This is a genomic window from Kitasatospora herbaricolor, assembly GCF_030813695.1.
Lineage (GTDB): Bacteria > Actinomycetota > Actinomycetes > Streptomycetales > Streptomycetaceae > Kitasatospora > Kitasatospora herbaricolor.
In genome coordinates this window covers 6,210,689-6,237,534 of the sequence record NZ_JAUSVA010000002.1, presented here as the reverse complement: position 1 = coordinate 6,237,534, position 26,846 = coordinate 6,210,689, and the positions used below count along the sequence as shown (strand labels likewise).

Below are 26,846 nucleotides of genomic sequence, written 5' to 3'. Positions count from 1 at the left end.
GGCGGCGCCGACGGTGGCGAGGGCGGCGCTCACCGGAGCTGGTCCTGGGTGTTCCAGCGGAGTTCGAGTGCGGCCCGGTCGCGCCGGGTGCGGGCGTTCCGGGCGTACAGCCAGGTCAGCAGGAAGGTCGAGGCGAACTGGAGCAGGCCGAGCACCCAGGCCACGTTGAGCGGCCCGGCGACCGGGCTGCGCATCAGCGCGGGAGCGGCCGCCTGGGCGCCCACGTAGAGCAGGTACCAGCCCAGGAAGGCGCCCACGGCGGGGAAGACGAAGGCGCGGTAGCTCCGGCGGATCTCCTGGAACGCCGCGCTCTCCTGGACGGCGCGGTAGACCTCGGCCCGGTCGGCGGGGGCCGCCGGCGCCTCGGGCGCCGGGGCGGCGCCGACCGGGGCGGTCCGGAGCGCCTGCACGGCCGGGGCCGGCGGGGCGGCGGGGGCCGCCGGGGCCGGCACGGCGGGTGCGGCAGCTGCGGGTGCGGCCGAGGGCCCCGGTACCTGCTGCGCCGGCGAAGGCGCCACCGGCCGGGCGGCCTGCCGCGTCGTCCGGCGGGACTTCGCAACAGCACGGGCCGGCCCGGCGGGCCGTGCGGCCCACCAGTCGAACCGCTCCCCCTGGTCGGGACTGCTCATGTGCTGTTGTGGCACTGCTGCTCCTGGGCCCGGCGCACCTCTGACCGGACCATGATGGTCGCGCCCTCGCGCCGGGACATGCCCGTTTGCAGATGCGTTCACTCGATGAGGTGAGGAATCAGCCCGGAAGGCCTAGACCGGTCCACCGGTGGATGACAGTCCCTCACCGCCCGCTCCCCGGCGCGGGGTTCGGTCCGCTCAGGCCGGCGGCCGGGCGATCCCGTGCCGGAAGGCGTAGGTGACGGCCTGGGCCCGGTCGCGGACGGCGGTCTTGGCGAAGAGGTTGTTGATGTGGGTCTTCACCGTGGCCGGGCTGACGAACAGTCGGCCGGCGATCTCGGCGTTGGACAGCCCCTCGGCGATCAGGGCCAGCACCTCGGCCTCCCGGGTGGTCAGCCCGTCGGGCAGGACGGAGGGCAGCGCGTGCGGCGGCCGATCCGGGGCCCGCTCCTCGGGCGCGCCCGCCGACAGCCTTTCCAGCAGCCGCCGTTGGATCTGCGGCGAGAGCCCGGCCGCGCCCGAACGCACGTCGGCGACGGCCCGCGCGATCTCCTCGCCGCCGGCGTCCTTGGTGAGATAGCCCCGGGCCCCGGCCTGCAGCGCGGGGAAGAGCGACTCGTCGTCGGCGTAGGTGGTCAGGATCACCACCTCGGTGGCGGGGTGCTCGGCGCGGATCCGCCGGGTCGCCTCGACGCCGTCGCAGCGCGGCATCCGAAGGTCCATCAGGACGACGTCCGGCTCGTACCGCGCGACCAGCCGGACGGCCTCCTCACCGTCGGCGGCGGCTCCCACCACCTCGATTCCCGGCAGCAGCCCCAGCAGCATCACGATCCCCTCGCGCACCACCGTCTGGTCGTCGGCCACCAGCACCCGGGTCGGCCGGCCGGCCGGCCCGGAAGCGCCGCCCGGCCCGTCCCCGCCACTGCGGCCGAAGGCGTCGTCCGTCATCCGGGCGTCCGCAGCAGCACGCGCCATCCTCCCTCGTCGGGGCCCGCCAGCAGGGTGCCGCCGAGCAGTTCGGCGCGTTCGCGCATCCCCAGCAGACCGTACCCGCTGCCGCTCTCCGCCAGCCCGGCGACCGGCTCGACGCGCGCCCCGGCACCCTCCTCCGCGCCCGCTCCGGGAGCCGCTCCCGGGGCCTGGCCCGCGCGCTGCTCGGCGCGCGCCGCGCGGGCCGCCGCGTTGCGGACCTCCAGCTCCACCACGCCCTCCAGATAGCGCAGTTCGAGGGTGCACCGGGCACCGGCCGCGTGCTTGCGGACGTTGGTGAGCGCCTCCTGCGCCGTACGGCGCACCGCCAGGCCGGCCTCCGCGGCGAGCGGCCGGGGCGTGCCCGTGACGGTGAGTCCGGCGCGCTCCCCCTCGGCCAGCCCGACCAGGTACTCGCCGACCGGCGTGAACTCCCCGCGCAGCGCGGAGAGCGCCTGCCTGGTCTCGGTCAGCCCGTCCCGGGCCATCCGCCGGGCGGCCACCACCCGCTCCCGCACCCGGGCCCGGTCCGCGCCGGCGTCCAGCATCAACCGGGCCGCCTCCAGGTGCACGAGCTGCGCGGAGAGGCTGTGCGCCAGCACGTCGTGGATCTCCCGGGCGATCCTGGCCCGCTCGGCGAGCGCGGCGCTCTCCGCCTCGGCCGCCCGCGCCGCGCGCTCCTGCCTGAGCAGCCGGACGGCGGCGCCCCGGGCCTCGCCGTCCAGTCGCAGCAGGTAGCCGAACAGCGCGAGGCCGCCGACCGTGGCCGAGACGGCCGGCCAGCCGTCCCCGCTCGCGAGCGCGTAGGAGCCGAGGCTCAGCGCCGCCACCGGCAGGGCGGCCACCAGCGGCAGCCGGATCAGGGCGGTCAGCCCGAGACCGCACCGGAGGAAGTTCGCCAGCAGGTGGGCCTGCCCGAGATCGGCCGCCCACGCGGTGGCCAGGAGGGTCGCCGCCAGCGTCAGCGAGGACCGCAGCCACCGCTCGCGGCCGGCCCGCAGGAAGGCGGCGGCCTGGGCGAGCGCCGCGACCAGGCCGAGAGCGGCGACGGCCACCCCCCACCCGTGCTGGTCGCCGGGTGCGAAGGTGCCCCAGACCAGCACCCCGACCAGGACCCCCCGGCCGATCAGCGAGAGCGCCCGGCGGGCGGGCGTCGACGGCTCCCCGGCCGGCCCCTCGCGGGCCGGCCAGCGGGTCCAGGTCTGCGGGGGCAACGGCCGGCCTTCCTGTTCGCGCGCCGGACCGGTCGTCCCGGTTCGCGGCTCGGGTGGAGCCCCGGCGGGCGCGGGGCCGGGGGCGGGACGCGGCCCGCGTGGTGTGCCGGTCAGCCCACCGTCGGCACGCCCCGGACGGGCTCCAGGTCGCGCGCCCTCCAGTTCACCACGGCGCCCCTGACCAGCAGCAGGACGGCGAGGCTGAGCAGCAGCGCGTCGGTGCTCTGGTGGATGTGCAGGGCCGCCGCGAGACCGAACAGGCCCAGCCGGGCGGCGATCATGCCGCCCCAGGCGGCCGCCGTGGCCCTGGTGCCGCGCACCCAGACGCCCCCGTCGGGCTCCCGGCTGATCCGGACGGTCCAGCCCCAGGCCGTGCCCATCGCCGCCACCACCAGCAGCGACCCGGCCAGCAGGGCGACCGCCCCGGCCCGGTGGCCCGGGTCCAGCAGGTCCGGGTCGCGCAGGGCGATCACCGCCAGTACCGCGGGCACCACCCAGAAGCGGCGCTCGGTGTCGATCCGCTGCGGGCACAGCTGGCGGCGGACCACCAGGGCGAGCACCGCGATGATCACGAGGATGTTGACGAGGCCGCTCATCGAATCGCTCCGTAGCCGGTCGGGGAGGTCTGCTGACCTCTCCGACGCTACGGAGCGGGCGGCCCGGGGTGATCGGAGCCGGGGTTGAAACACGGCGCGGGGCTCTCCACCCGGGGGTGGAGAGCCCCGCGCCGTGCGGGTGCCGCTACGGTCCGGCCGGCGGGGCCGGCGACCGGTCCCGCCGGCTCAGGCGTCGATCCGGGAGCGGTCCAGGGTGGCCGCGGAGTCCACGATGAACTCCTTGCGCGGGGCGACGTCGTTGCCCATCAGCAGGTCGAAGATCCGCTCCGCCTGCTCCAGGTCGCCGAGGTTGATCCGGCGCAGGGTGCGGTGGCGCGGGTCCATGGTGGTCTCCGCCAGCTGGTCGGCGTCCATCTCACCGAGGCCCTTGTAGCGCTGGACCGGGTCCTTCCAACGCTGCCCCTTGCGCTGGAACTCCAGCAGAGTGCTGCGCAGTTCGGCGTCGGAGTAGGTGTAGTGGTACTTCTCCTGCCCGCGCTTGGGGTTGGTGAGCTCGATCCGGTGCAGCGGCGGGACGGCCGCGAAGACCCGGCCCTGCTCGACCATCGGCCGCATGTAGCGCTGGAAGAGCGTCAGCAGCAGGCAGCGGATGTGCGAACCGTCGACATCGGCGTCGGCCATGAAGATGACCCGGCCGTAACGGGCCTGGTCGATCTCGAAGGTGCGCCCCGAGCCCGCTCCTATGACCTGGATGATGGCGGCGCACTCGGCGTTCTTGAGCATGTCCGAGACCGAGGCCTTCTGGACGTTCAGGATCTTGCCGCGGATCGGCAGCAGGGCCTGGAACTCGGAGTTGCGGGCCAGCTTCGCGGTGCCGAGGGCCGAGTCGCCCTCGACGATGAAGAGTTCGCTGCGCTCGACGTCGTCGCTGCGGCAGTCGGCCAGCTTCGCGGGGAGCGAGGAGGTCTCCAGCGCGGTCTTGCGGCGCTGGGCCTCCTTGTGCTGGCGGGCCGCGACCCGGGTGCGGGCCGCCGCGACGACCTTCTCCAGGACGGCACGGGCCTGGAGCTTCTCGTCCTTCTTGGCGGAGGTCAGGAAGTTCTTCAGCTCCTTGGCCACCACCGCCGCGACGATCCGGTTGGCCGCCGAGGTGCCGAGCACCTCCTTGGTCTGCCCCTCGAACTGCGGCTCGGCCAGCCGTACCGTCACCACCGCGGTGAGGCCCTCGGTGGCGTCGTCCTTGGTGACGTCGTCCTCCGCCACCCGCAGCAGCTTCGACGAACGCAGCGCCTCGTTGACCGTCTTGGCCAGCGAGCGCTCGAAGCCGGTGACGTGGGTGCCGCCCTTGGGGGTCGCGATGATGTTCACGAAGGAGCGCAGGGTGGTGTCGTAGCCGGCGCCCCAGCGCAGCGCGATGTCCACCCCGAGCGTGCGGGTGACCTCGGTGGGGGTCATGTGGCCGAGGTCGTCCAGGACGGGGACGGTCTCCTTGAAGGTGCCCTCGCCGTGCAGCCGCAGGACGTCGCAGACCGGCTTGTCGGGGGCGAGGAACTCGCAGAACTCGCTGATGCCGCCGTCGTAGCGGAAGGTCGACTCCTCGACCTTCTCACTCTCCGTCAAGCGCTCGTCACGGACCACGATGGTGAGACCGGGGACGAGGAAGGCGGTCTGCCGGGCCCGGCTGTGCAGGCCTTCGAGGGACAGCTTCGCCTCCCGGAGGAAGATCTGCCGGTCGGCCCAGTAGCGGATCCTGGTCCCGGTGCGGCCCTTGGGGACCTTGCGGGCCTTGGTCAGGCCGTTGGCGGGCTCGAACGGCGCGTCCGGGCTGAGCTCGGTGAAGATGCCGGGGGTGCCCCGGCGGAAGCTGATCGCGTGGGTGTGGCCGCTGCGGTCCACCTCGACGTCCAGCCGGGCCGACAGGGCGTTGACCACCGAGGCGCCGACGCCGTGCAGGCCGCCGGAGGCCGCGTAGGAGCCGCCGCCGAACTTGCCGCCGGCGTGCAGCTTGGTCATCACGACCTCGACGCCGGACAGGCCGGTCTTGGGCTCCACGTCGACAGGGATGCCGCGGCCGTTGTCGCGGACCTCCACCGAGGAGTCGTCGTGCAGGACGACCTCGATGCGGTCGCAGTGGCCGCCGAGGGCCTCGTCGACGGAGTTGTCGATGATCTCCCACAGGCAGTGCATGAGGCCACGGCTGTCCGTCGACCCGATGTACATGCCCGGGCGCTTGCGGACCGCCTCCAGGCCCTCCAGGACGAGCAGATGCCGAGCGGTGTAGTTGGACCCGTCGTCCCCGGACAGCAGGGCGGCCGAGGCGTTCTTCCCGGCGCTCATGCCCGTGCCCCGATGCCCTCGGCAGGCACCTGCCGCAACGCACACCTGTTGCTGGTTCGCTCGCTCCGCTCGCTCACGCGGCGCTCTCCTCGGTGAAGTTCTGTCTCGTCGGTCACATCCGGGCCCGGCCAGTGCATCACACCGGACCGACAGCCGTTCCACTCCGTGTGCGCTCCCCTCCGCTCGGTACGCACACGCCCCGCCGGGGGCCCTTGCACGCCGGGCCCGGCCCGCGCAGCCTGTACGCGCTGCGCGAACACGACTTCCGGTTGAAACGGAGCAGCGGAGTGCCATCTCCTCCCGGTATCAGCGGTCCTGGCGGACCGTGGGGACGAGCGCAGGCTCTGGAACTGCCGAGATGCAGGCTACCGGTGGCCGGGACGGGGCTTATGCTCCAACCCAGCAGAGGATTATGCTACGCGGACCTCGACCCCCGGTCCGATCGGGCGTTCGACCCGCGGGCGGATCCTGGGAACCGGTACGCATGAACCACCGGCCCCCGGGGCACGTCCTCATCAACACAAGCAGAATCCTCAAAGAAGAAAAGCCACGAGCGGGAACGTTTTCGGCCTGGTTGGATGTTGACCCTGGTACGACAGCTCGTCGAGCTAGAGAAGAGGCGACGTGACTACTGTTCTGACACCTGCGAGCCCGCTGACCGCGGCAGACCGCTGCGACCGCTGCGGCGCCCAGGCTTACCTGCGCGTCGTACTCGCGAGCGGCGGAGAGCTGCTCTTCTGCGCCCACCACGGGCGGAAGTTCGAGCCTGAGCTCAAGAAGATCGCCGTCGAGATACAGGACGAGAGCGGTCGTCTCACGACCACGGCAACCGCCACGGCTTCCGACGACGAGCGCTGACCCCGGCGCTCCACCGACGAACCCGCATCGGACCGCACCGACCCCACGGTCGGACGAGCCGGACGACAGGCCCCAGCCAGGGGCCGGTCGTCCGGCTTTCGCGTTCGCCGGCTCCCCCATCCCGCGACCGCGAGTGATCCGGCGACTACGCTCTGACGCTGTGTCGGGCGGCGCTCACTGCGCGTCCCCCGCGGGGCTGGCGCCCGCCGCCCTTCCCCGGCGGGCCCTCGCCCCTTGCCACCCGCGGGCGTTCGCCTGCGACCACCCGGAGCGACCGGGTGATCACAGACGGCCGCGCACCGCGTCGGCCACCGCGCCGATCCTGGTGTAGACGCCCGGATGGGCCGCCTCCGCGCAGCCTGTGCCCCAGGACACCAGGCCCGCCAGTCGTCCGGCGACCACCAGCGGACCGCCGCTGTCGCCCTGGCAGGCGTCCCGGCCCCCTTCGGCCTCACCTGCGCACACCATGCCGCGGGCGTCGAAGTGCCCGTCCGGGCCGCCCGGATAGGCGTGGGCGCAGGTCTCGTCCGCCACGATCGGGACCTCCACGCCACGGAGCGTGGACGAGTAGTGACCGTCCCCGACCGTGTCGCCCCAGCCGTAGACCTGGGCACGGGTGCCGACGGCGTACGGCTCCGTCTCGCCCTGGCCGACCAGATCGATCACCGGCCGGTCGGTCTGCGGTGCGGCGAGCGTGAGCACCGCGACGTCGTTCATGTTGGCGACGAAGGAGTAGTCGGGATGGAGCCAGATGTTCTCGACCTCCACCTCCCGGCCCGCCGAGCCCCGCAGGTCGTCCCGGCCGACCAGGACCCGCAGCCCCGGGCGGTCCACCCGGCGGCCCTTGATCTCGTCGTAGAAGCAGTGCGCGGCCGTCACCACCTTGGTGGGGGTGACCAGGGCTCCGCCGCAGAACTGGCCCGAGCGGCCGGCCCCGAACTGCTGCCGGCTGGACAGCGCCACCACCCAGGGGTGCTCCCCGGTCACGGTGGCCGTTCCGCCGACGATCCGACGGTGCGGCTCGGCCGAGGCGGGCTGCCCCGCGGCGACCAGCGGCGCCGGCAGGGCGACCAGCAGAGCCAGCAGGGCCGTCCGGCGGCGCCGGCGCGGGCGCGCACCCACCGGCTCGTCCGACACCGTGCCCTCCGCTGCGGTGGTGTCCGGCTGGGCGTCCCGCATGTCCGGGTTGGGCAGCACCGTGTCTCCAGGTTGAATCGGTGGCAGGCAACCGGCACAGCGTAGTCGACCGGGCACGGTGAGCCACCGCCGCGCGGGCGCAAGACACCCGGACGAGCGACGGTGCGTGGCGCTGGCCTGACGCCGAGCGACCGCGGCACGGGCGCGAGAGGCCCGGAGCGGAGTGCTCCGGGCCTCTCGGCGGCGGCCGGTGCGGGACCGGGGTGGTCCCGCACCGGCCGGCTTCGCTAGTCCAGGTAGTCGCGCAGCACCTGGGAGCGCGACGGGTGGCGCAGCTTGGACATGGTCTTGGACTCGATCTGGCGGATCCGCTCACGGGTGACCCCGTAGACCTTGCCGATCTCGTCCAGCGTCTTCGGCTGGCCGTCGGTGAGGCCGAAGCGCATCGAGACCACGCCGGCCTCGCGCTCGGACAGGGTGTCCAGCACCGAGTGCAGCTGCTCCTGGAGCAGGGTGAACGAGACCGCGTCGGCCGGGACGACCGCCTCGGAGTCCTCGATCAGGTCACCGAACTCGCTGTCGCCGTCCTCGCCGAGCGGGGTGTGCAGCGAAATGGGCTCGCGACCGTACTTCTGGACCTCGATGACCTTCTCGGGGGTCATGTCGAGTTCCTTGGCCAGCTCCTCCGGGGTGGGCTCGCGGCCCAGGTCCTGGAGCATCTGGCGCTGGACGCGGGCCAGCTTGTTGATGACCTCGACCATGTGCACCGGGATGCGGATGGTGCGGGCCTGGTCGGCCATCGCGCGGGTGATCGCCTGACGGATCCACCAGGTGGCGTACGTGGAGAACTTGTAGCCCTTGGTGTAGTCGAACTTCTCGACCGCGCGGATCAGACCGAGGTTGCCCTCCTGGATCAGGTCCAGGAACAGCATGCCGCGGCCGGTGTAGCGCTTGGCCAGCGAGACCACCAGGCGGAGGTTGGCCTCCAGCAGGTGGTTCTTGGCGCGGCGGCCGTCCTCGGCGATGATCTCCAGCTCGCGCTTGAGCTTGGGGGCCAGCTTGTCCGCGGCGCTCAGCTTGTCCTCGGCGAAGAGGCCGGCCTCGATCCGCTTGGCGAGCTCGACCTCCTGCTCGGCGTTGAGCAGCGGGACCTTGCCGATCTGCTTGAGGTAGTCCTTGACCGGGTCGGCGGTGGCGCCGGCGACGGCGACCTGCTGGGCCGGCGCGTCGTCCTCGTCGTCGTCGGAGAGCACGAAGCCCTGCGACTCCTCCTCGGGCTCGGCCTCCTCGCCCTTGGCGCCGGGCGCGGCCTCCTCGACCAGCTCCTCCTCGCCGATCAGTTCCTCGTCGCCCTTGCCGCCCTTGGCGGCGGTCTTCTTGGCGGCGGTCTTCTTGGCGGGCGCGGCGGCCTTCTTCGCCACGGCCTTCTTGGCGGGCGCGGCGGCCTTCTTCGCCACGGCGGCCTTGGGCTCGTCGGCGGCGGCAGCGGCCACGAGCGGGCCGTCCACCGCCGGGGCCGCGACGGCGACCGGGACGGGCGGGGCCACGGGCGCGCCGGGCGCGATCCGCACCGGGGGCTTGGTGGGGGCGGACGGGGTCCGGGTGGTGACCGCCTTGGTCGCGGTGCGCTTGGTGGTGCTCTTGGCCGCGACACTCTTGCGCTTGGCGGCGGCCGGCTCGGCCGCGCTGACCATGAGGTCCACGCCTTCCTCAATCAGGACCTGATTGAGGCTGCGCATGACGTTCTTCCACTTGGTGACCGGGATCTGGTCCGCCTCGAAAGCCTGACGCACGTCGTCACCGGCGATCTGCCCCTGGGCCTTGCCCCGCTCGATGAGCGCCAGCAGAGCCGCGGACTCGGCGATCTCGGGGGGGAGCGAACGGGATGTGCTGGCCGACACGAACAACCTCTCGGACGATGAGTGGACTCGAACCCGTACCGGGCCGCCCGAGCGGGCGGGGAAGGATCACGCGTGACTGCACGCGGCGTCGATTCCGACCGACTCGGGCTTGAGGACTGGGTTTGCAGGACGGCAGCAGCGCCGCAGACCAACACAGCATTCTGACATGGTGGTGGTATTCCGGAGCTGCTTCCGCTCCGTACACATCGCTGCCACCAGTCAAGTGTTACGCATGCCGTTGGTGGCGCGGGTCACACCCTCCGGGATCCGGGGTCCGATGCCCGTCCCGGCCGCCTCCCACCTGCGGTTCCTCTCTTTCGATCCCGTCCGGCGGGATCGCTCCGGGGCGCCCTCCCGGGGCCGCCCGCGGCAGGCCGGACCACTGTGCCGGGCGGTCGGCCCAGGTGGCGGACACGGCCCGCCGGCCGCTCCTACGAGGCGGTCGGCGGGCCGGGGCCCGCGCCTTCATGTCGTTCGTCGGGGTCGATGTCGTTCGTCGGGGTCGCCGTCAGGACCGCGCTCAGTGCTCCCGCGGCGCGGGGACGGAGGGCTCGATCTCGGGGTGGACGGTGAGCAGGGCCCGGGTCGCGGCCTCACCGGCGGTGCCGTCGCCGGTACCGAGCGCGTCCACCAGGCGGATGTGCAGGCTGACCGAGGACTCCGACGGGCGCTCGCAGGAGGTGGCCGGCCCGCCGGAGACCTGCAGGGCGCAGGAGACGATCCCGGAGAGGTGCTCCAGCATCCGGTTCCCGGCCATCTGCAGGATCAGCGCGTGCAGCTCGGCATCGGCCCGGGTGAAGGTGACCTGGTCCGCCTGGGCGGTCGCGTGGGCCATGATCTCGGTCAGCTCGACCAGCCGCTGCTGGACGTCCTCCCGGCCGTGGCCGGCGGCCAGCCGGGCCGCCAGCGGCTCGATCGCCCAGCGCAGCTCGAACAGCTCGCGGCGCTGCTCGTCGCGCTGCGGCCCGAAGGCTCGCCACTCGATGATGTCGGGGTCGAGCAGGTTCCAGTCGGCGACCGGGCGGACCCTGGTCCCCACGTTGGGGCGGGCGCTCACCAGGCCCTTCGCCTCCAGCACGCGGAGCGACTCGCGCACGACGGTGCGGGAGACCTCGAAGCGCTGGCCGATCTCCTCGGGGACGAGCGGGCGGTCGGCGCCGAGGTCGCCGGAGACGATCATCTGGCCGAGCTGCTGGACGAGCTGGCCGTGCAGGCCTCGGCCACGGCTGCTGGTGGTCTTGCGGCCGACCCTGACGAGGTCGGAGTCGACGCCCTCCCAGCGGGGCGAGGGCGGGGTCGGCCGGTCGGCGTAGGAGAAGCGGTCCAGCTCACCGGGGCCGGAGGCGGCGCCGTCGGCGGGGCGGGCGGCGGTCATGGTGGGGTGCGCAAGGGTACTCACAGGTCCTTTGTCGGCGATCGGCGGGCCCAGCTTGAGAATTCTCGTGAAAAGCACACGAAAGGGTGATCGCCCGTGACTGGATAATTGACTTCTTATCAGGAAGAACCGCGCATTACGGTCACCTGTTGACTGATCGTCATGCCGATGATCCACAGGTGTTCGAGCGCCGTCGACCCCGCGGCCACCGGGGCCCCACCCGTCAGAGCGCGCGCCGCCGCACCTGCGCCACCAGGCAGACCAGCACCAGCAGCACCGCCGGGGAGGCCAGCACCGCGAGCAGGGCGGGATCGGCGAGATCGAGCGGGCCGCCGACGGCCGGGCCGGAACCTGCCCGCACCCAGTCGAAGCCGTACTGCAGGGGCAGCACCTCGTCCGCGGCGTCCGCGCGGGCCGTTCCGGTCTGCCGCAGGAACAGGGCCAGGCCCGCCTCCAGCAGCACGGGCAGGGCGCAGAGCAGCAGGATCCCGGCCGACGCGCTCCGGGTGAGCGAGGCGGTCAGCACCCCGGCACCGCCCGCCGCCACCACGAGGACGGCGAACACCGCGAGCGCCACCGGCAACCTGCCGCCCGACGACAGGGCGCCCCGGGCGAAGACCTGGGAGGCGTCCACGGCGGGCCCCAGCGCCAGCCGGGTCACCACCGCGTCGACCAGCACCGTCACCGCGGCCAGCAGCGCCGACAGCGCGCCGACCACGACCACCTTGCCGAACAGCAGCCGGACCCGCCGCAGGTACCCGACCTGGGAGGCGGCCAGCCCGGGATGGCGCACCTCGTGCCCGTACGAGAGGGCGCCCAGCACACCGGCGCCGATCGCGGCGATCGGGAGCGGCAGCAGCGGGACGGCGGCGGTCACCGACCGGACGGCCGCGGCAACGGCCAGGGCGCCGGGCGGCACCTGGCGGGCCAGCAGGGCGGCCACCGCGGCGTCGCAGAGCAGGACGGTGGCGAGGACGATCCAGGTCGAGCGCAGGCCGCTCAGCCGGCGTGCCTCATAGGCCAGTACGCGCACGGTCACTCGCTCCGGTGGTCGGGCCCGGCGAGGGGCGCGGGGGTGGCGGGGTCGCTGGGCCGGGCATGGACGCCGGCCGTGGAGAGGGCGCTCGGGCCGGAGCCCGGCCCGGTGGAGGCCGCGGTGGCGTGGCCGGTGCCCGAGGCCATGCCCGTGCCCGAGGCCCCGGCGGCTGCGGCACGCAGGGCGTAGCCGGGCTCGGGGGCCGGCCGTCCCTGGGGGACCTGCTGGGCGGACGGGGGCTGCTGGGGCTGTGTGGGCTGTGGGGACTGCAGATACGGCTGGGACTGCGGGAGGGGCGAGGCGATGGAGCCCGGCGGGGCCTGCATCACCGGCAGGGCCTGGGTGGGCTGCGGGCCGTGGGAGGAGGCGCGGGACCGGGCGGACACCAGGGGCTGGACCGGCGCGAGCGCCTGGGCCTGCATCAGTGACCCCACCGGCAGTGGCCCCTCCGGCAGTTGCGACTGCGTAGTCGGCGGGGCGGGTTCGCTGGATGCGGCGGGCACGGTGGGTCCGGTGGGGGCGGTCAGCGCGGGCTGGCGGACCGGTGACAGCTGCGGAGGTTGTGCGGCCTGCGGGATCGGAGCCATCGGTGGGCCCGGGTCGGCCTGCGGGCCCGGGGTGCCATGCGGACGGGGGGCGGCCTGCGGGCCCGGGACGGTCGGGGCCGACTGCGTCCGCGGCCCGTCGGAGGGGGTGCGGGCCTTGTGGAGCTGCACCTGGCCCGATCGGCCCGAGGACGCGGGCAGGACGGCGCGCGGCGCCGGCTGCTCGACCACCCGTTCGGCCAGCTCGTGCAGCAGGATTCCGTGCCGGTAGGCGAGTTCGCCGATCTCCGTCCGGCCGATCCCGGACACCGCCAGACCCACCGCGCCGTCCCGGCGGACCAGAGCGCCCTGGCCGAGCAGCAGGTCCGCGAGCCGGGCCATCTGCGGGCCCCGGACGGACACCTCGGGGCGCAGCCGGGTGCGGCGGAAGTCGGCGACCGGCTGGTCCGCGACCAGCCTGCCCTGCTCCAGGGTGACCACCCGGTCGGCCAGCTGGGCCGCCTCCTGCGGGGTGCGGGTGGTCACCAGGACGGTGCCGCCGGCGACCGCGAACGAGCGCAGGAAGGAGTGGAACCACTCGATGTTGCGGGGTGACAGACCCTCGGTCGGCGCGTCGAGCACCAGGGTGCCCGGGGCCCCGAGGAGCGCTCCCGCGAGGATCAGCCGGCGGTTCATGCCCGGCGAGAAGGCGCGCAGCCGGTGGCCCGCGACCGTGGCGAGGCGGGTCTGCTCCAGGAGTTCGTCGGCGCGCCCGGTCGGCACGCCCGCGAGGGCGGCAAGCATCCGCAGGTGGCCCCGGGCGGTCCGGCCCGGATGACCGGCCATCGCCCCGACCGTCGGCAGGACGACCCCGACCTCGCGTTCCGGCCGACGCAGGGTTCGGTAGGTGCGGCCGCCGAACAGGGTGACTCCCTGGCCGCGTTCGAGGTCGAGCATCAGTCGCAGTGCGGTGCTCTTGCCGGACTCCTCGGGTCCGAGCAGCGCGGTGACCAGGCCCGGGCGGACGTCGAAGGTGAGGTCGAGCAGGGCCGGTGGCCGGCCGCGGCGGTAGACCTTGGTCAGTCCGGTGATCTGGATCATCGCTGGCTGCTCCCATTACCCTCGGCCGGCCGGGTCCACGGCACGGACCTCCCCGGACGTCCCCCGCGCCAGCACACTAGGTGCCACAGGTGGAGATTTCGGGCATTACGGAAGCGGCGCCGGGCACAAGTCCGCACACCTCACCCGATCAGGGGAAAATCCGACCCCGGGCATCCCCCGGACGCACCGGACCGCACCATCGGGGCAGGTGCCGCCGGCCGCGGACGGGCGGGCCCGGAGGCGGAGTTCGGGCCGCGGGCGCGAGAGGGGATGCGGGCGCAGCGGGCTCCGGGTCAGGGCTCCGGGTCAGGAGAGCGCGTCAGGACGGGTCAGGACTGCGGGTCAGGACTCCGGGCGCAGCATCGGCGGGTTGAGGTCGGTGGCGCCGCCGGCGGTGAACAACTGCGCGGGGCGGCCGCCCTGACGGGTCGTCGTGCCGCCGGAGGGCAGCAGGAAGCCCGGGGTGCCGGTGACCTTGCGGTGGAAGTTGCGCGGGTCCAGGGAGACGCCCCAGACGGCCTCGTAGACCCGGCGCAGCTCGCCGACGGTGAACTCGGTCGAGCAGAAGGCCGTCGCCAGCGAGGAGTACTCGATCTTGGACCGGGCTCGCTCGACCCCGTCAGCGAGGATCAGCCCGTGGTCGAAGGCCAGCGGAACGCCGTCGGCCGGGTTGCCGCCGAGCAGTTCCGCCACCGGCGCCCACCGCGCGCTGCTGGCGTCCCCGCCCGGGCGAGGGGTCGGCAGGTCCGGTGCGAGCACCAGGTACGCGACGCTGACCACCCGCATCCGGGGGTCGCGCTGGGGGTGTCCGTACGTCGCGAGCTGCTCCAGGTGGGCCCCGACCGAGCCGTGCTCGGGGGCGGAGTGGGCCCGCAGTCCGGTCTCCTCGGCCAGCTCCCGCGAGGCGGCCTCGGCGAGGCCTTCGTCGAGGCGCACGAAGCCACCGGGCAGCGCCCAGTACCCCTGGAAGGGCGGCTCGCCCCGTCGCACCAGCAGGGCACAGAGCGCGTGGTCCCGCACCGTCAGCACCACCAGGTCGACCGTGACAGCGAACGGGGGGAAGGCCGACGGGTCATAACGCGACATGGCGACGATCATAGTCGTCTCTCTGACGATAAGCACAGGCCCTCGCGGCCGTGACGTCGACGACCGCGGTGTCCGGGCGGCGGGGGCGCGGGCCGGGACGGCCGGGGGCGAGCCCCCGGCCGCGGGACGTGCCGGCCCGACCGCTCACCCGCCCCGGGCTCGCCCCGGGGGCTCAGCGGGCGCCGAGCTGAAGATCGGCCGACGCCTCCTCCACGACCGCGACGCCGATCCGGCTCACCCGCACCGAGAACGGCTCCCCCGCGACCCGAAGTCCGGTGAGCTGCAGTTCACCCAGGGGCGCCGTACTGGCCGGCCTGACCAGCACCCGGCCGGCCGGGACGTCGGGGCGGACGCCGGCCAGGGTGAGCACCGCGTGGACCGCCCCGGCCGCCGAGACGGCCGCCGGGCGGCAGGCCGCCGGATGCGGTACCGGCGGGCAGCCGGCGATCCGCTGCTCCCCCGCGTACATCTCCGGGAGCCTGCCCTCCAGGAAGGCGGACGCGCCGAGCAGGCCTTCGAGCAGTGCGCCGGCCTCCCGTTCGAAGCCGGCCTCGGCCATGCCCCCGATGGCCAGGGCCGTCTCATGGACCCGCACCGCGCCGCTCCGGTGGCCCAGCGGATTGAAGCGCGGCGACTTGGCGCTGAGGGTGCGCAGGCCCCAGCCGCAGTCCAGCTCCGGCGCGGCGAGGCGCTGCGCCACCATCCGGGTCTGCTCGCGGTCGAGCAGACCCTCGTGCCGGCCGCCGTCCGAGGAGAGCCCGAGGTCCAGCAGGTGCACCAGGGAGGACGCCACCGCCGGCAACGGACGGCCGCCGACCGCCAGTGCCGCGGCGGGGCGGCCGCCGGAGAGGTCGTCGATCCAGAACCTCTCGCGGAACCGCGACCGCAGGGCCGCCGCCCAGTCGCGCCACTCCTCGGCGCCCGGGCGGCCGAAGGCCTCCAGCAGGTCCGCCCCGTGCAGGGCGGCCCGCACGGCCTGGGCCTGCACCTCGCTCCGGGCCGCCGGCGGGTTCGCCGAGCGGTCCTCCACCGGGCGGCTGAGGTCCGTGACGAAGCCGTCGACGAGACCGGCCCGCAGCGTGCCGAGCGCCCGCTCGACCGCCGGGAGCAGCTCGGCCACCTCCTGCCGGGGCAGGCCCCAGCGCCAGGCCTCGGCCAGCACCGTGACGAACAGCAGGGTGGCCTCGGTCGCCGTGCAGGAGGGCGGGAGTTCGGGCCCGGCGTGCCGCAGGGCGCCGGGCAGCAGCCCCTCGGGGCGCTGGCCGGGCCCGCCGGCGGGCTGCTGGCGGCGGGCCAGCGCCCGGAGCGTGCCGGCCGCGAGACGGGTGCCGAGCGGCAGGGTCAGCCGGGCGGCCCAGAGGGCGTCGGCGGGGGCGAGGCCGAACCGCCAGGGCGCGCCGGAGGCGGCGTACAGGTCGGTGGGGCGGTCGGGGTCGGCCAGCAGCAAGCGGCTCAGGGCGTCCAGGGACCGCGGGACGAGCTGCTCGGCGCGGGGGTCGTCGCAGCGCACCTCGGCCTCGGCCCACGGCAGCGGAACGCCTGTCCCCCGGCCGCCCGGCGGCCGCGGGCCCGGACCGGAGATCTCCAGCTCGGTGCGGAGCTCGACGGACCACCTGGCTCCCGGCTGGACCTCCAGGTCCCACCGCAGGACACCGGCCCCGGCCAGGACGGCGTGCGGCGAGGGCTTGGCCGTCACGGTCGCGCTGTGCGTCTGGCCGGCCCAGCGGAGCCCGGCGGACTGCACCTGGCTGGGGAGGTCGGGTGAGCGCAGGCCGGCGGCGATCTCGGTCATCGGGCCCAGGTCGGTGCCCATCGCCAGCTCCAGCGGGAGCCGGGCCGGCCGGCTGCCGGTGTTGCGGACCGTGACCGTCTCCACCCCGTCGGCGTGCCGCAGCCGCTCGACGGTCAGGGCCGGATCCGGGTCCGGGTCACCGGGCAGGCGCACCGCGCCGAGGAAGCGGGCCTCGGCGGCCGACGTGAGGGTGCCCTGGAGCGGCAGCGGCTCGATGCCGCCGAGCCGCAGCTCCAGGCGGGCCAGCACACGGATGCCCGAACGGTAGAAGCCGTGCAGGCCGTGGCCGCGCAGCTGACCGTCCGGACCGGAGGCCGCCATCGCGGGTGCGTTGACGCAGACCACCGCGTGATGGGCGGCGGGTGGCTGGGGGCGTGCCGGGCCCGGGGCCGGGCGGGGCGCGTGGTCGGGCCGGCCGGCGGGTCTCGGTGCGCCGACCACGCTCTCGGCCGGCGCGGCCTGGGGTGGCCTCGTGGCGGTCACCGGACTCTCCTCCCCTCGGCGGTCCGCCGGCTGTGACCGGGCGGCCGCGAGCGTGATCGATCGCGAACTGGTGCTCCGGCGCCGGCGGGCTGGTGCTCCGCCGGGCGGCCGGACTGCTTCTGTCGGGCTGCTGGATGGCACTGCTGGGTGGCACCGGCGGTTGCCGGTCCGTGCTCCGGCGCCGCGGTGGGCCGGCTCTGCTCCGTGCCGGCACCTCGCTGTGCCGGACTGCTCCGTGGTGCGGGCGGCCGGTACCTGGCGGCGCTCCCGCCTCGCCGCCCTGTGCTGCCTTGCCGAACCGATTTGCCGGGCCGGGCCGGCCGGGGCCGTCGGTCCGCCCCGGTCGGGCCGGTGACTCGCCGTCGAGTCTCCCGGCCGTGTCCGGACGTTTCCCGCTGCCCGCCCCTGCTGCCCGGTGTTGCCTCGTCGGACCGGCCGTACCCCGCCCCGGTGCCGACATTCCCCAGGATGAACGCCGTGGACCCTCAACAGGTCACGCCATCGGTGCGCCGCGGTGGTCGTGCGGTGCGCTCCGGTGGTGCTGTCCGGTCGCGGAACCGTGGCCCGTCGGATGGGGCCACGCGTCCGCGGGACGGACGGGACCAGCCGGCCCCGGCCCTGCTCCGGCTGCCCGGAGCCGATGTGGTGCGGCCGCGGAACCGGTGCCCGGCCGCCGCCAGGATACGGTGCGGGGGTCGTGGCCTCCGCACCGGCAACACCATGGGCGGTGGCCATGACAGCTGTGACCAGCACATACCGAGGAGTTGTATGTCCACCGCCAGCCGGCTGCCCGGGATCGTCACGACCGACCACGTCTTCCACCTGCCGCTCGACCACGCCGTGCCCCAGGGCGAGCGGATCGACGTGTACGCCCGGGAGGTGGTCGCGGCCGGCCGTGAGGACGACGACCTGCCCTGGCTGCTCTTCCTCCAGGGCGGCCCCGGCGGCAAGGCCGGGCGCCCGCTCGGCCGTGACGGCTGGCTGGTCCGGGCCCTCGACGACTTCCGGGTGCTGCTGCTGGACCAGCGCGGGACCGGCCGCTCCACGCCGGCCACCCGGCAGACCCTGGCCCGCCGTGGCGGGCCGCAGGCGCAGGCCGACTACCTGGCGTCCTTCCGGGCCGACGCGATCGTCCGGGACGCCGAGCTGATCCGCCGTCTGCTGCTGGGCGAGGACCGGCGCTGGAGCCTGCTCGGGCAGAGCTTCGGCGGCTTCTGCGCCCTCACCTACCTCTCGCTCGCCCCGGAGGGCCTGCGCGAGGTCTTCATCACCGGCGGCCTGGCCGGCCTGCGCAGTTCCGCCGACGACGTGTACCGCTCGGCCTACCCCCGGGTACGCGGGAAGAACGAGGCGCACTACGCCCGCTATCCGGGGGACGTCGAGGCCGTCCGGCGGATCGCCGCCCACCTGGCCGACGCCCCCGCCACCCTGCCGGACGGCGGGCTGCTCACCGTCGAGGCCTTCCAGGCCCTGGGCATGATGCTCGGCTCGGGAACGGGCTCGCACGTCCTGCACTACCTGCTGGAGGAGGCCTGGGTCGAGGGACCGGCGGGGCCGGAGCTCTCGGACACCTTCCTGGCCGAGGCGCAGGCCAAGCTCTCCTTCGCGCAGAACCCGCTCTACGCGGTGCTGCACGAGTCGATCTACGGCCAGCGCTCGGTGGACCCGGCGGGGACGGCCTGGGCGGCCGAGCGGGTCCGCAAGGAGTTCCCCGGCTTCGACGCCCGGGCAGCCCTGGCCGCCGAGGAGCCGGTGCTCTTCACCGGCGAGATGATCTACCCCTGGATGTTCGAGACCGACCCGGCTCTGCGCCCGCTCGCGGAGACGGCCCGGCTGCTCGCCGAGCGCACCGACTGGCCCGACCTGTACAGCCTCGAACGGCTGGCCGCCAACGCAGTCCCGGTGGCCGCCGCCGTCTACCACGACGACATGTACGTGGACACCGCCGACTCCCTGGCGACCGCGCGTGCGGTCCGCGGCCTGCAGCCCTGGATCACCAACGAGTGGGAGCACGACGGCCTGCGGGTGAGCGGCGGCAAGGTGCTGGACCGCCTGATCGGGATGGCGCGCGGCGAGCTCTGACCGCCCGGCCCACCGGGCCCGGCTCCGGGTGCCGGCGAGCCCCGGAGCCGGCCCGGAGCCGGCCGGCGGCCGCTGCACCGACCGCGGCCGCCGGCGGGCGGGCCACGGGCCCGTACGCGACCCACGGTCGGTACCTGCCGACCGCCTCGTCCGCGCCGCCCGGGAGCCCGCCCCGACCCGGCTCATGTCACGACCTCGCCGCCGTGCCACGGGCCCGGCACCGGTGCCCGGGACCGGGCGGGACCTCGGCGGCCCTGCGCCGCCGGCGGACCGCCGCCCTGGCCCGGCCCGGCAGTCGGCGCCCCACGGGCTCCGGCCGACCGGTCCGCGCCGACGCGCCCGATGCAGGCCCGGGGCCCCGTCCCTGGTCCGGCCCGGTCGGGGCCTCCTCGTCGTCGTGCGGTGCCTCCGGCCCCGGGGGCGGCGTCGGCAGCGACCAGCGCCCCGGTCGCGGGCCCCGCTCCCCCGCGCCGGAGGCCGCCCCGGTCGACGGGCTCGGCGCGGTGGCGGCCCTCCTGGCCCGTTCGGCCCGCACGCCCTCCAGGAGCTGCTCCGGGGCGAGGCCGCCGTTCAAGGACTCGTGGAGCAGCTGGGCCAGCAGGTAGTCCGGGTCGAGCCGGAGCACCAGACCCAGCACCACCCGGGCGGTCGCGAGGTCGTCAGCCAGCCAGGACGTCCAGGCCAGCAGGGTCAGCGGAGCCGCGGCGTAGCCGTCGAAGGGGATCACGCAGCGTCCGGCCAGGAACCGCCACAGCCGTTGGGCCGCCCCGAGCTCCGCGGGTTCGGCGTACTCGGCGGCCCGGTCGCGCAGGGTCTTGTCCTGGAGCCCGACCAGCAGCAGGGCCGTCCGCCGCTCGTCGATCTCCCGCGCGCCCGCCAGGAACTCCGCCATCACCTCGTCGAGGAGCCGGCCCGCCCGCTCTCGGGCCGCCCCGCCGCCGGCGGCCGACCGCCGCAGCGCCTGTTCGATCGCCAGCCGCTGGGGCCCCGCGCCGGGCTCGCCCATCGGCGCCAGGCCGGCCACGATCGCCTTGCGGCTGCCGCGCGGGGCGAGGCCGGCGAAGGTCGCCGCGGCGACCACCGGGCCCGGCCCCCGGTCCTGCTGGACGGGATTGCCCGAGGGCTCGCAACAGCCCGCCCGTCGGCAGAGGAAGGACCACCAGCGGCCGCCGGAGACGCACAGCGACTCCTTGACGCCCACGCCCTTCGCCTCGAAGGCCGTCCGCAGGGCCTCCGCCAGCGGTCCGAGCGTGCCGAGGACGGGCCGGGTGTCCCCCTCCTCGGGATCGCGGCACAGGTAGAGCAGCACCTGCTCGGGCCGTTGGTCGCGCCGTTCGGAGAGCCGGACGAGGAGGGCGGCCGTCTCGGCGGCGGCCCGCGGCCAGTCCGCGGGTGCTTCGGGGATGTCGAGCCGGATCACCCCGCCCTGGCGCAGGTCCGCGCCCTGCAGGCCGACGGCGACGATGCTGTCGTCGGGGAAGAATCCGAGGAGATAGGGAAGCAGCTCGGCCATGTCGGCGGGGCCGCGCATCCTCACCGGCTGGTGGCCGGGGATCGGGTCCGGGTGCGGTGTGCCGTGTTCTTCGTTCATGGACGGAAGAATGACGGGTGGATTACCAGCCGCCCGGAATTCGTCATTGCCTGTGGATAAACCCCGCCTGTGGATATCTTGTCACCCGTCCGGAGCACATGAAAATCACTCGCACGAGCGGGATTTGACACCAGGTCAGGCGATCCGGACGACCCGTGCGGTGAAACCCGGGACGGCCTGCGACCCGGGCCGTTCGTGGTTTGTCGGCCCCGCACTGTTACATGGACGCATGGATCAGCCCGAGACCCACTCCAGCCCGCAGGCCGACACCTCCGCCGCCCTCCCCGGCACCGCCGACACCCCGGGAGCCCCCGACGGCGCCGCCGCCACCGGCGCCCCCGCACCCGGCGGGCCGGCCCTGGCGCGGTCCGGCGCCACGGCGGCCGAGCGGGCCGAGGTCAGGGGCCGGGCCGAGCAGGTCCTGCGCGAGCTGGCCGGGCCGGCCGCGACGCTGCGCGAGGACCAGTGGCTGGCGATCGAGGCGCTGGTGGTCGACCACCGGCGGGCCCTGGTCGTCCAGCGCACCGGCTGGGGCAAGTCCGCCGTCTACTTCATCGCCACCGCGCTGCTGCGCGGCCGCGGCGCGGGCCCCACCGTGATCGTCTCGCCACTGCTGGCCCTGATGCGCAACCAGGTGGACTCGGCCGCCCGGGCCGGCATCAAGGCCCGCACCATCAACTCGGCCAACACCGAGGAGTGGGACGAGATCCAGGCCGAGGTGGCGGCCGGGGCGGTGGACATCCTGCTGGTCAGCCCCGAGCGGCTGAACAACCCCGACTTCCGTGACCAGGTGCTGCCGAAGCTGGCCGCCTCCACCGGCCTGCTGGTGGTCGACGAGGCGCACTGCATCTCCGACTGGGGGCACGACTTCCGCCCCGACTACCGCCGGCTGCGCACCATGCTGGCCGACCTCTCGCCCGGTGTCCCGGTGCTGGCCACCACCGCGACGGCCAACGCCCGGGTCACCGCCGACGTCGCGGAGCAGCTGGGCACCGGCACCTCGGACGAACTGGCGCTGGTCCTGCGCGGCCCGCTCGACCGGGGAGAGCCTCTCGCTCGGGGTGCTGTCCCTGCCCGACCCCGCGCACCGCCTCGCCTGGCTGGCCGACCACCTGGACCGGCTGCCCGGCTCCGGCATCGTCTACACCCTCACGGTGGCCGCCGCCGACGAGGTGACCGCCTTCCTGCGCGAGCGCGGCTTCGCGGTGGCCTCCTACTCGGGGCGGACGGAGGACGCCGAACGCCGCAGCGCCGAGGCGGACCTGCTGGCCAACCGGGTCAAGGCGCTGGTCGCGACCTCGGCGCTGGGCATGGGCTTCGACAAGCCCGACCTCGGTTTCGTGGTGCACCTGGGGTCGCCCGGCTCCCCGATCGCGTACTACCAGCAGGTAGGGCGCGCCGGCCGTGGCGTGGACCGGGCGGAGGTGCTGCTGCTCCCCGGGCGCGAGGACGAGGCGATCTGGCGGTACTTCGCCTCGCTGGCCTTCCCGCCGGAGGAGCAGGTCCGCCGCACCATCGACGCCCTGGCCGAGGCCGGGCGGCCGCTGTCCACCGCCGCCCTGGAGCCCCGGGTCGACCTGCGCCGGGCCCGGCTGGAGACCATGCTCAAGGTGCTGGACGTGGACGGCGCCGTCCGCCGGGTCAAGGGCGGCTGGACGGCCACCGGCCAGGCCTGGGCCTACGACACGGCCCGGTACGCCAAGGTCGCGGCCTCCCGCGAGGCCGAGCAGCGGGCGATGCGCGAGTACGCCTCGACGTCCGCCTGCCGGATGGAGTTCCTGCGCCGGCAGCTGGACGACGAGCTGGCCGTGCCCTGCGGCCGCTGCGACAACTGCGCGGGGCCCCGGCACAGCGCCGACGTCTCCGCCGGGGCCCTGGACGCCGCCCGGGCGGCGCTCGGCCGCCCGGGGGTGACCTTCGAGCCGCGCCGGCTCTGGCCGACGGGGATGGACGCGCTCGGGGTGCCGCTCAAGGGCCGGATCCCGGCCGGCGAGCAGGCCGAGACCGGCCGCGCGCTCGGCCGGCTGTCGGACATCGGCTGGGGCAACCGGCTGCGCGCGATGCTGAACGACCAGGCCCCGGACTCGCCGGTGCCGGACGACGCGGTCAACGCCTTGGTCTCCGTGCTCGCCGACTGGGCCCGCGGCCCCGGCGGCTGGGCCGGCCCCGCCACGTCCGAAGGCGCCCGGCTCGACCGGCCGGTCGGTGTGGTCACCATGGCCTCGTCCCGCCGGCCGCAGCTCGTCGGGAGCCTCGGCGCGCAGATCGCCTCGATCGGCCGGCTGCCGCTGCTCGGCCGGATCGAGTACGCCGCAGGCCACGCGCCGCAGGGCGGGCGGAGCAACAGCGCGCAGCGGCTGCACTCGCTGGCCGGGGCGCTGGTGCTGTCACCCGGGCTGGCGGAGGCGCTCGCCGAGGCCGCCGGCCCGGTGCTGCTGATCGACGACCTGGTCGACTCGGGCTGGACGGTCACCGTGGCGGCCCGGCTGCTGCGCCGGGCCGGAGCGAGCGCCGTCCTGCCGCTGGTGCTGGCCGTCCAGGGCTGACGGCGGCCGCCGGCGTCGGGGTCCGCAGGCCGGCGGGCCCCGGCCCGGGAGACCCGAAAGGGTCACCGGCGGCACGCCCGGGCGACGTCACGGGGCAACCGGCGGGCCGGAGCGCGGGAGGCCGGTGGGGCGCGCGGGTCGCCGGGGGCGGCAGTGGCGATGCTCCCGCGGCAGCGGCGGCCGGGGCCCGACGGCGGCTCTCCCGCCGCCGTCCGGCAACGGCGCCGGACTCAGCCGAATGGCCCTACCGCCCCGGTGGAATATATCCGGCAGAACGTCGGCTTTCGGGCGGCGTTCGTCATTTCATCGTTGCCGCTCCGGCCCCTTTACCGAGAGAATTGGAGCGTACCCAAAAGCCTGGTCCGACGGACCGGCCTTCGGCGTACGCGCGCACCCCCGCACACCCGCCGGGGCAGGGAAGGAGGATCGTGATCAACGGTATCGACCGAGGTCGGAATCCCTTCACCCGGAGTGCGGACGGCAGACGCAGTCTGGATCTGGAGAGCTGGGCCGCGGTCGGAGTGCCGCTGCTGCGCGATCCGCGCGAGTTCGTGACCGAGCTGCACCAGCGCCACCTGCCCCAGCCCGGCACCGTGGTGATCAGCGTGCTGGACGCCCTGCACCACGTCACCGCGTCCGCCTCCTTCACGCCCCGGCCCCACGTCAGCGACGGCTGGCAGCACCGCAACGCGCTGCTCGCCCAGCTGCGCCAGGTGATCCCGCACGACCTCCGGCGGGCCGCCCCGACCAGGACCGCCGTGCTGCTGCGCTGCCGGGACGGCATGCCCGGATGGACGGAACAGGACGGGGCCTGGATGTGGGCGCTGCGCGACGCGGCGGCCCTGCACGGCCTGCGCTGCGGCTCGTACATCGCGCTGACGCCGTCGGGGTGGCAGACCCTCGGCGACGGCCGGGGCGGACGCAGTCCGCACTCGGGCTCCTGGGCGGACGGCCCGGTGCACACCGTCACCGAGCTGCCGCCCCGCTCCGCCCGTGAGGAACGGGCGGCCGAACGCTCCTGGGGGCAGCCCAAGGTGCCGGCCGTCGGACCGGCCAGACGCACGGCCGCCCGCTGAGGTCCGGGGACCTCAACGGGCGTGGCGGGCCCCGCCGGGCCGGGGAGGGCCCGCCGACGGTCGGGCGGCTGCCGCCGGGCCGGCGGCAGCCGTGGACACCGGGCGGGGCGCCCGGCGGTGGGACGGTCAGGCCAGCGCCGGGCGGCTCTCCGGAGCGCCCGGGGCGCCCACCGGCCCGGCCTCGCCGCACACCACCAGCAGGCTGCCTGCGCGGCCGAGCGCCTGCTGGAAGGCGGCCCCGGCGCGGTCGGCCGAGGCGTCGTTGACGACCAGCACCACGACCTCACGGCCGGCCGGCCGGGTCAGGCCCGCGTCGGCGTAGAACACGTCGCCGCCCTCGGTGAGCTGCGCCCAGTACCGGGCCTCGCCGAAGGAGAGTTCGTGCTGCTGCCACGGGTGCGGTTCGCCCACGGTCAGGACCAGCACGTCCCCCGGCCGGCGGCCGGACTCCAGCAGCTGGTCCACGGTGTCGTCGGCACGCTCCAGGGCGTCGCCCGCGGGGGCGGCGACGTACTGGACGGCGGGTGCGGGGCGGCGGGCGGCCGGCCCGGGCTTGGGACCGCGGCCGGGACGGGCCGGCGGTCCGGGCTTCACGGCCCGGGGCGGTGCCGGTCGCGGCGGACCGGGTCGGGGCCCCGGCACGGCGGGCACGGCGGCCGCGGTCCGGGAGTTGGCGGGGTTGACGGCAGGGGACGCGCTGCCGGTGGCAGGCGTACGGGGGGCTTGTGCGTCCGACTCGCGGGGGAAGGGAACGCCGGGGCCCGGGATGCTCTCGTGAATCTCCGGCTCCTCGGGGAAGACAGGCATACCCGGATATCTATCAAATGCCGCTCGAACGCGCACGGGCGCCCCACCCCTTGAACACCGGACGCCCACGGGACGAGGGGCGCCCGGGCGGGGCCGGGGCCGGCGCGCGGGGCGCAGGGGCCGTCAGAAGCCCAGCGTGAGCTGCTCGTCCGCGCCGGCCGGGGTCCGTTCACGCTTCAGGTGGCGCCACATGGGCAGCGCGTCCAGGTAGGACCAGGAGAGCCGGTGGTGCTCGGTCGGACCGAGTTCCTCCAGCGCGGCCCGGTGCACCGGCGACGGGTACCCGGCGTTGTCCGCGAAGCCGTACTCGGGGTGGCTCTCGCCGATCTCGGCCATCAGGGCGTCCCGGTGGACCTTGGCGAGCACCGAGGCGGCCGAGACGCAGATGCAGGACTGGTCGCCCTTGATCACCGTCCGCACCTGCCAGGGCCCGCCGAGGTAGTCGTGCTTCCCGTCGAGGATCACCGCGTCGGGGCGCACCGGCAGGGCCTCCAGCGCCCGGAGGGCCGCCAGTCGCAGGGCGGCCGTCATGCCGAGTTCGTCGCATTCCCCGGCCGAGGCGTGGCCGAGGGCGTAGGCGGTCACCCAGTCCGCGAGCAGCGGGGCGAGGGCGTCCCGGCGGCGTTCGGTGAGCAGCTTGGAGTCGGTGAGCCCCTCCGGCGGCTTGCGCAGTCCGGTGACCGCCGCGCCGACCGTGACCGGGCCCGCCCAGGAACCTCGCCCGACCTCGTCGAGGCCGACGACCACCTGGGCGCCGGCCCGGCGCAGCGAGCGCTCGACGGAGTGGGTCGGGGGAACGACAGGCATCGGGGCATCCGTTTCGACGAGGAGTCCCTCCAGCCTACGGCGCGCGCCGGGCGGACCGGTCCGCCCGGGGCCCGCTCCCCGGTCCGGTCCGCCCGGCCGCCGGCCGGGCGGACCCGGGCGGTGCGAACACCCGGCCGGGCGACGGGCCGGCGGCCCGGAAAACGGGTGGAAGCGGCGGGCCCGGGCCCCCTACCGTCGGACCATGGGCAGCAGCACCTCGTCCACCAGCTCGACGCCGAAGCCCTCGCCGAGCCGACCGTCGCAGACCTTCACCCGGTACATCAGCATCGCGGGGGCGACGTCGGCGACCAGCGGGTTGGCCGCGCCGGGCCGGACGTCACCGCGCAGTTCGCCGCGGCGCAGGATCGCGAGGGTGGCCGCCTTGGTCGGGTCGAAGACCCGCTCGACCACGAACTCCTTGAAGACCTGGGCCTGGTCGTGGTCCAGCTCGTTCATCAGCGCGTTCATCGCCCCGCCCACGCGGGACTCCAGAGCCGTCCCGAACCGGTCGATGAGCAGCAGCAATTCGCTTCGGGCGGACCCGAGGTCGGGGATGTCGTCAGGGGGTGGGAGAGTGGAGCGCAGGGCGTCGAGGACGAGGTCGACCTTGGACGTCCATCGCCGGTAGAGCGCCGCCTTCCCGGTGCGTGCCGCGCCGGCGACGCCCTCCATCGTCAGTCGCGCGTACCCGCCGGAGGTGAGCTGGTCGAGGGTGGCTTCGAAGATCGCCCGCTCCAGTGCCGCACCGCGTCGGCGGGCCGGCCTGGCGAGCGCCTCCGCGACGCCGACCGCGACGCCGGCGACCAGCGCGCAACCGGACGAGAGCGGCACGGCCGACGGGCCGGCCTTGTTCTGCAGTCGCTTCACCTGATCCATCGCCACCAACCTTAGAGAACGGTTGCGTTCACAAACACGCACCGGCTATCGTCCAGCTTAGT

At 75.0% G+C, this 26,846-nt stretch carries 20 protein-coding genes and 1 pseudogene; 4 read left to right on the top strand and 17 right to left on the bottom strand.

The genetic code is table 11. The features are described 5' to 3' along the window. Window positions 1–29: 29 nt before the first annotated feature. From J2S46_RS27455 to J2S46_RS27435, 5 genes are all read right to left on the bottom strand, one after another. Entirely contained in the window at window positions 30–644 is a 615-nt protein-coding gene (locus J2S46_RS27455; protein WP_307351467.1) for a DUF485 domain-containing protein, read from the bottom strand. A 183-nt stretch (window positions 645–827) separates the two neighbouring features. Further along, entirely contained in the window at window positions 828–1,577 is a 750-nt protein-coding gene (locus tag J2S46_RS27450; RefSeq protein ID WP_191291991.1) for a response regulator transcription factor, read from the bottom strand. Next, window positions 1,574–2,812 carry a sensor histidine kinase gene (locus J2S46_RS27445; protein ID WP_191291930.1) on the bottom strand — a complete coding sequence of 413 codons (1,239 nt, stop codon included), beginning with the start codon at window positions 2,810–2,812 and terminating at the stop codon, window positions 1,574–1,576. The genes J2S46_RS27450 and J2S46_RS27445 overlap by 4 nt, the downstream gene beginning before the upstream one ends. A 110-nt stretch (window positions 2,813–2,922) precedes the next feature. Continuing rightward, window positions 2,923–3,408 carry a DUF1453 family protein gene (locus J2S46_RS27440; RefSeq protein ID WP_191291931.1) on the bottom strand — a complete coding sequence of 162 codons (486 nt, stop codon included), beginning with the start codon at window positions 3,406–3,408 and terminating at the stop codon, window positions 2,923–2,925. Between the two features lie 186 nt (window positions 3,409–3,594). Further along, the gene (locus J2S46_RS27435) at window positions 3,595–5,706 is read right to left on the bottom strand and encodes a DNA gyrase/topoisomerase IV subunit B (RefSeq protein ID WP_191291932.1); all 2,112 of its coding nucleotides are present in this window, start codon (window positions 5,704–5,706) and stop codon (window positions 3,595–3,597) included. 624 nt (window positions 5,707–6,330) lie between these two features. Between J2S46_RS27435 and J2S46_RS27430 the strand changes: the two genes are divergently transcribed. Continuing rightward, window positions 6,331–6,564 carry a DUF7455 domain-containing protein gene (locus J2S46_RS27430; RefSeq protein ID WP_073924858.1) on the top strand — a complete coding sequence of 78 codons (234 nt, stop codon included), beginning with the start codon at window positions 6,331–6,333 and terminating at the stop codon, window positions 6,562–6,564. Between the two features lie 282 nt (window positions 6,565–6,846). Here J2S46_RS27430 and J2S46_RS27425 read toward each other — a convergent pair whose 3' ends face one another. The 7 genes from J2S46_RS27425 to J2S46_RS27395 all read right to left on the bottom strand — a co-directional run bounded on the left by J2S46_RS27425 (window position 6,847) and on the right by J2S46_RS27395 (window position 16,999). Beyond that, a complete protein-coding gene (locus J2S46_RS27425; protein WP_229913003.1) occupies window positions 6,847–7,761 on the bottom strand; it encodes a S1 family peptidase in 915 nt (304 codons plus the stop codon). Window positions 7,762–7,988: 227 nt separating this feature from the next. Beyond that, window positions 7,989–9,602 (bottom strand): RNA polymerase sigma factor, encoded by a 1,614-nt coding sequence (locus J2S46_RS27420; RefSeq protein ID WP_191291933.1) that lies wholly within the window; start codon window positions 9,600–9,602, stop codon window positions 7,989–7,991. 520 nt (window positions 9,603–10,122) lie between these two features. Further along, complete coding sequence (locus tag J2S46_RS27415; RefSeq protein WP_307351461.1) at window positions 10,123–11,055, bottom strand: FadR/GntR family transcriptional regulator; 933 nt, start codon at window positions 11,053–11,055, stop codon at window positions 10,123–10,125. A gap of 145 nt (window positions 11,056–11,200) precedes the next feature. Then, window positions 11,201–12,016, bottom strand: coding sequence for a hypothetical protein (locus J2S46_RS27410; protein ID WP_191291935.1), 816 nt, complete (start codon window positions 12,014–12,016; stop codon window positions 11,201–11,203). Next, the gene (locus tag J2S46_RS27405; RefSeq protein WP_191291936.1) at window positions 12,013–13,638 is read right to left on the bottom strand and encodes a DUF8746 domain-containing protein; all 1,626 of its coding nucleotides are present in this window, start codon (window positions 13,636–13,638) and stop codon (window positions 12,013–12,015) included. The genes J2S46_RS27410 and J2S46_RS27405 overlap by 4 nt, the downstream gene beginning before the upstream one ends. A gap of 342 nt (window positions 13,639–13,980) precedes the next feature. Beyond that, window positions 13,981–14,724, bottom strand: a complete 744-nt coding sequence (locus J2S46_RS27400; RefSeq protein ID WP_191291937.1) for an NUDIX hydrolase — start codon at window positions 14,722–14,724, stop codon at window positions 13,981–13,983. Window positions 14,725–14,896: 172 nt separating this feature from the next. Continuing rightward, a complete protein-coding gene (locus tag J2S46_RS27395) occupies window positions 14,897–16,999 on the bottom strand; it encodes an amylo-alpha-1,6-glucosidase (protein WP_307351457.1) in 2,103 nt (700 codons plus the stop codon). Window positions 17,000–17,767: 768 nt separating this feature from the next. Between J2S46_RS27395 and J2S46_RS27390 the strand changes: the two genes are divergently transcribed. Next, window positions 17,768–19,081 (top strand): alpha/beta fold hydrolase, encoded by a 1,314-nt coding sequence (locus J2S46_RS27390; RefSeq protein ID WP_191291938.1) that lies wholly within the window; start codon window positions 17,768–17,770, stop codon window positions 19,079–19,081. Window positions 19,082–19,268: 187 nt separating this feature from the next. Here the strand turns inward: J2S46_RS27390 and J2S46_RS27385 are convergent, their stop codons facing one another. Then, the gene (locus J2S46_RS27385) at window positions 19,269–20,672 is read right to left on the bottom strand and encodes a DUF4192 domain-containing protein (RefSeq protein ID WP_191291939.1); all 1,404 of its coding nucleotides are present in this window, start codon (window positions 20,670–20,672) and stop codon (window positions 19,269–19,271) included. 234 nt (window positions 20,673–20,906) lie between these two features. Then, window positions 20,907–21,209 (bottom strand): hypothetical protein, encoded by a 303-nt coding sequence (locus J2S46_RS27380; protein ID WP_307352937.1) that lies wholly within the window; start codon window positions 21,207–21,209, stop codon window positions 20,907–20,909. On the opposite strand from J2S46_RS27380, the pseudogene J2S46_RS27375 reads away from it, so the two are divergent. Both J2S46_RS27375 and J2S46_RS27370 read left to right on the top strand, forming a co-directional pair. Next, window positions 21,094–23,218, top strand: a pseudogene (locus J2S46_RS27375) (RecQ family ATP-dependent DNA helicase). The gene J2S46_RS27380 and the pseudogene J2S46_RS27375 sit on opposite strands and share 116 nt — an antisense overlap. Window positions 23,219–23,646: 428 nt before the next feature. Next, a complete protein-coding gene (locus J2S46_RS27370; protein WP_191291940.1) occupies window positions 23,647–24,294 on the top strand; it encodes a hypothetical protein in 648 nt (215 codons plus the stop codon). 126 nt (window positions 24,295–24,420) lie between these two features. On the opposite strand, the gene J2S46_RS27365 is transcribed toward J2S46_RS27370, so the two are convergent. The 3 genes from J2S46_RS27365 to J2S46_RS27355 form a co-directional block, all read right to left on the bottom strand. After that, a complete protein-coding gene (locus tag J2S46_RS27365) occupies window positions 24,421–24,888 on the bottom strand; it encodes a hypothetical protein (RefSeq protein ID WP_307351452.1) in 468 nt (155 codons plus the stop codon). A 336-nt stretch (window positions 24,889–25,224) separates the two neighbouring features. Then, entirely contained in the window at window positions 25,225–25,908 is a 684-nt protein-coding gene (gene rnhB, locus J2S46_RS27360) for a ribonuclease HII (RefSeq protein ID WP_191291942.1), read from the bottom strand. Between the two features lie 189 nt (window positions 25,909–26,097). After that, the gene (locus tag J2S46_RS27355; RefSeq protein WP_191291943.1) at window positions 26,098–26,784 is read right to left on the bottom strand and encodes a TetR/AcrR family transcriptional regulator; all 687 of its coding nucleotides are present in this window, start codon (window positions 26,782–26,784) and stop codon (window positions 26,098–26,100) included. Window positions 26,785–26,846 lie beyond the last annotated feature (62 nt).

What these genes read in the sequence shown, in the direction of transcription:
- J2S46_RS27400 (WP_191291937.1), bottom strand. Translation starts at nt 14,724, where the DNA reads ATGTCGCGTTATGACCCGTCGGCCTTCCCCCCGTTCGCTGTCACGGTC.
- J2S46_RS27355 (WP_191291943.1), bottom strand. Translation starts at nt 26,784, where the DNA reads ATGGATCAGGTGAAGCGACTGCAGAACAAGGCCGGCCCGTCGGCCGTG.
- J2S46_RS27390 (WP_191291938.1), top strand. Translation starts at nt 17,768, where the DNA reads ATGTCCACCGCCAGCCGGCTGCCCGGGATCGTCACGACCGACCACGTC.
- J2S46_RS27440 (WP_191291931.1), bottom strand. Translation starts at nt 3,408, where the DNA reads ATGAGCGGCCTCGTCAACATCCTCGTGATCATCGCGGTGCTCGCCCTG.
- J2S46_RS27405 (WP_191291936.1), bottom strand. Translation starts at nt 13,638, where the DNA reads ATGATCCAGATCACCGGACTGACCAAGGTCTACCGCCGCGGCCGGCCA.
- J2S46_RS27435 (WP_191291932.1), bottom strand. Translation starts at nt 5,706, where the DNA reads ATGAGCGCCGGGAAGAACGCCTCGGCCGCCCTGCTGTCCGGGGACGAC.
- rnhB (WP_191291942.1), bottom strand. Translation starts at nt 25,908, where the DNA reads ATGCCTGTCGTTCCCCCGACCCACTCCGTCGAGCGCTCGCTGCGCCGG.
- J2S46_RS27385 (WP_191291939.1), bottom strand. Translation starts at nt 20,672, where the DNA reads ATGAACGAAGAACACGGCACACCGCACCCGGACCCGATCCCCGGCCAC.
- J2S46_RS27450 (WP_191291991.1), bottom strand. Translation starts at nt 1,577, where the DNA reads ATGACGGACGACGCCTTCGGCCGCAGTGGCGGGGACGGGCCGGGCGGC.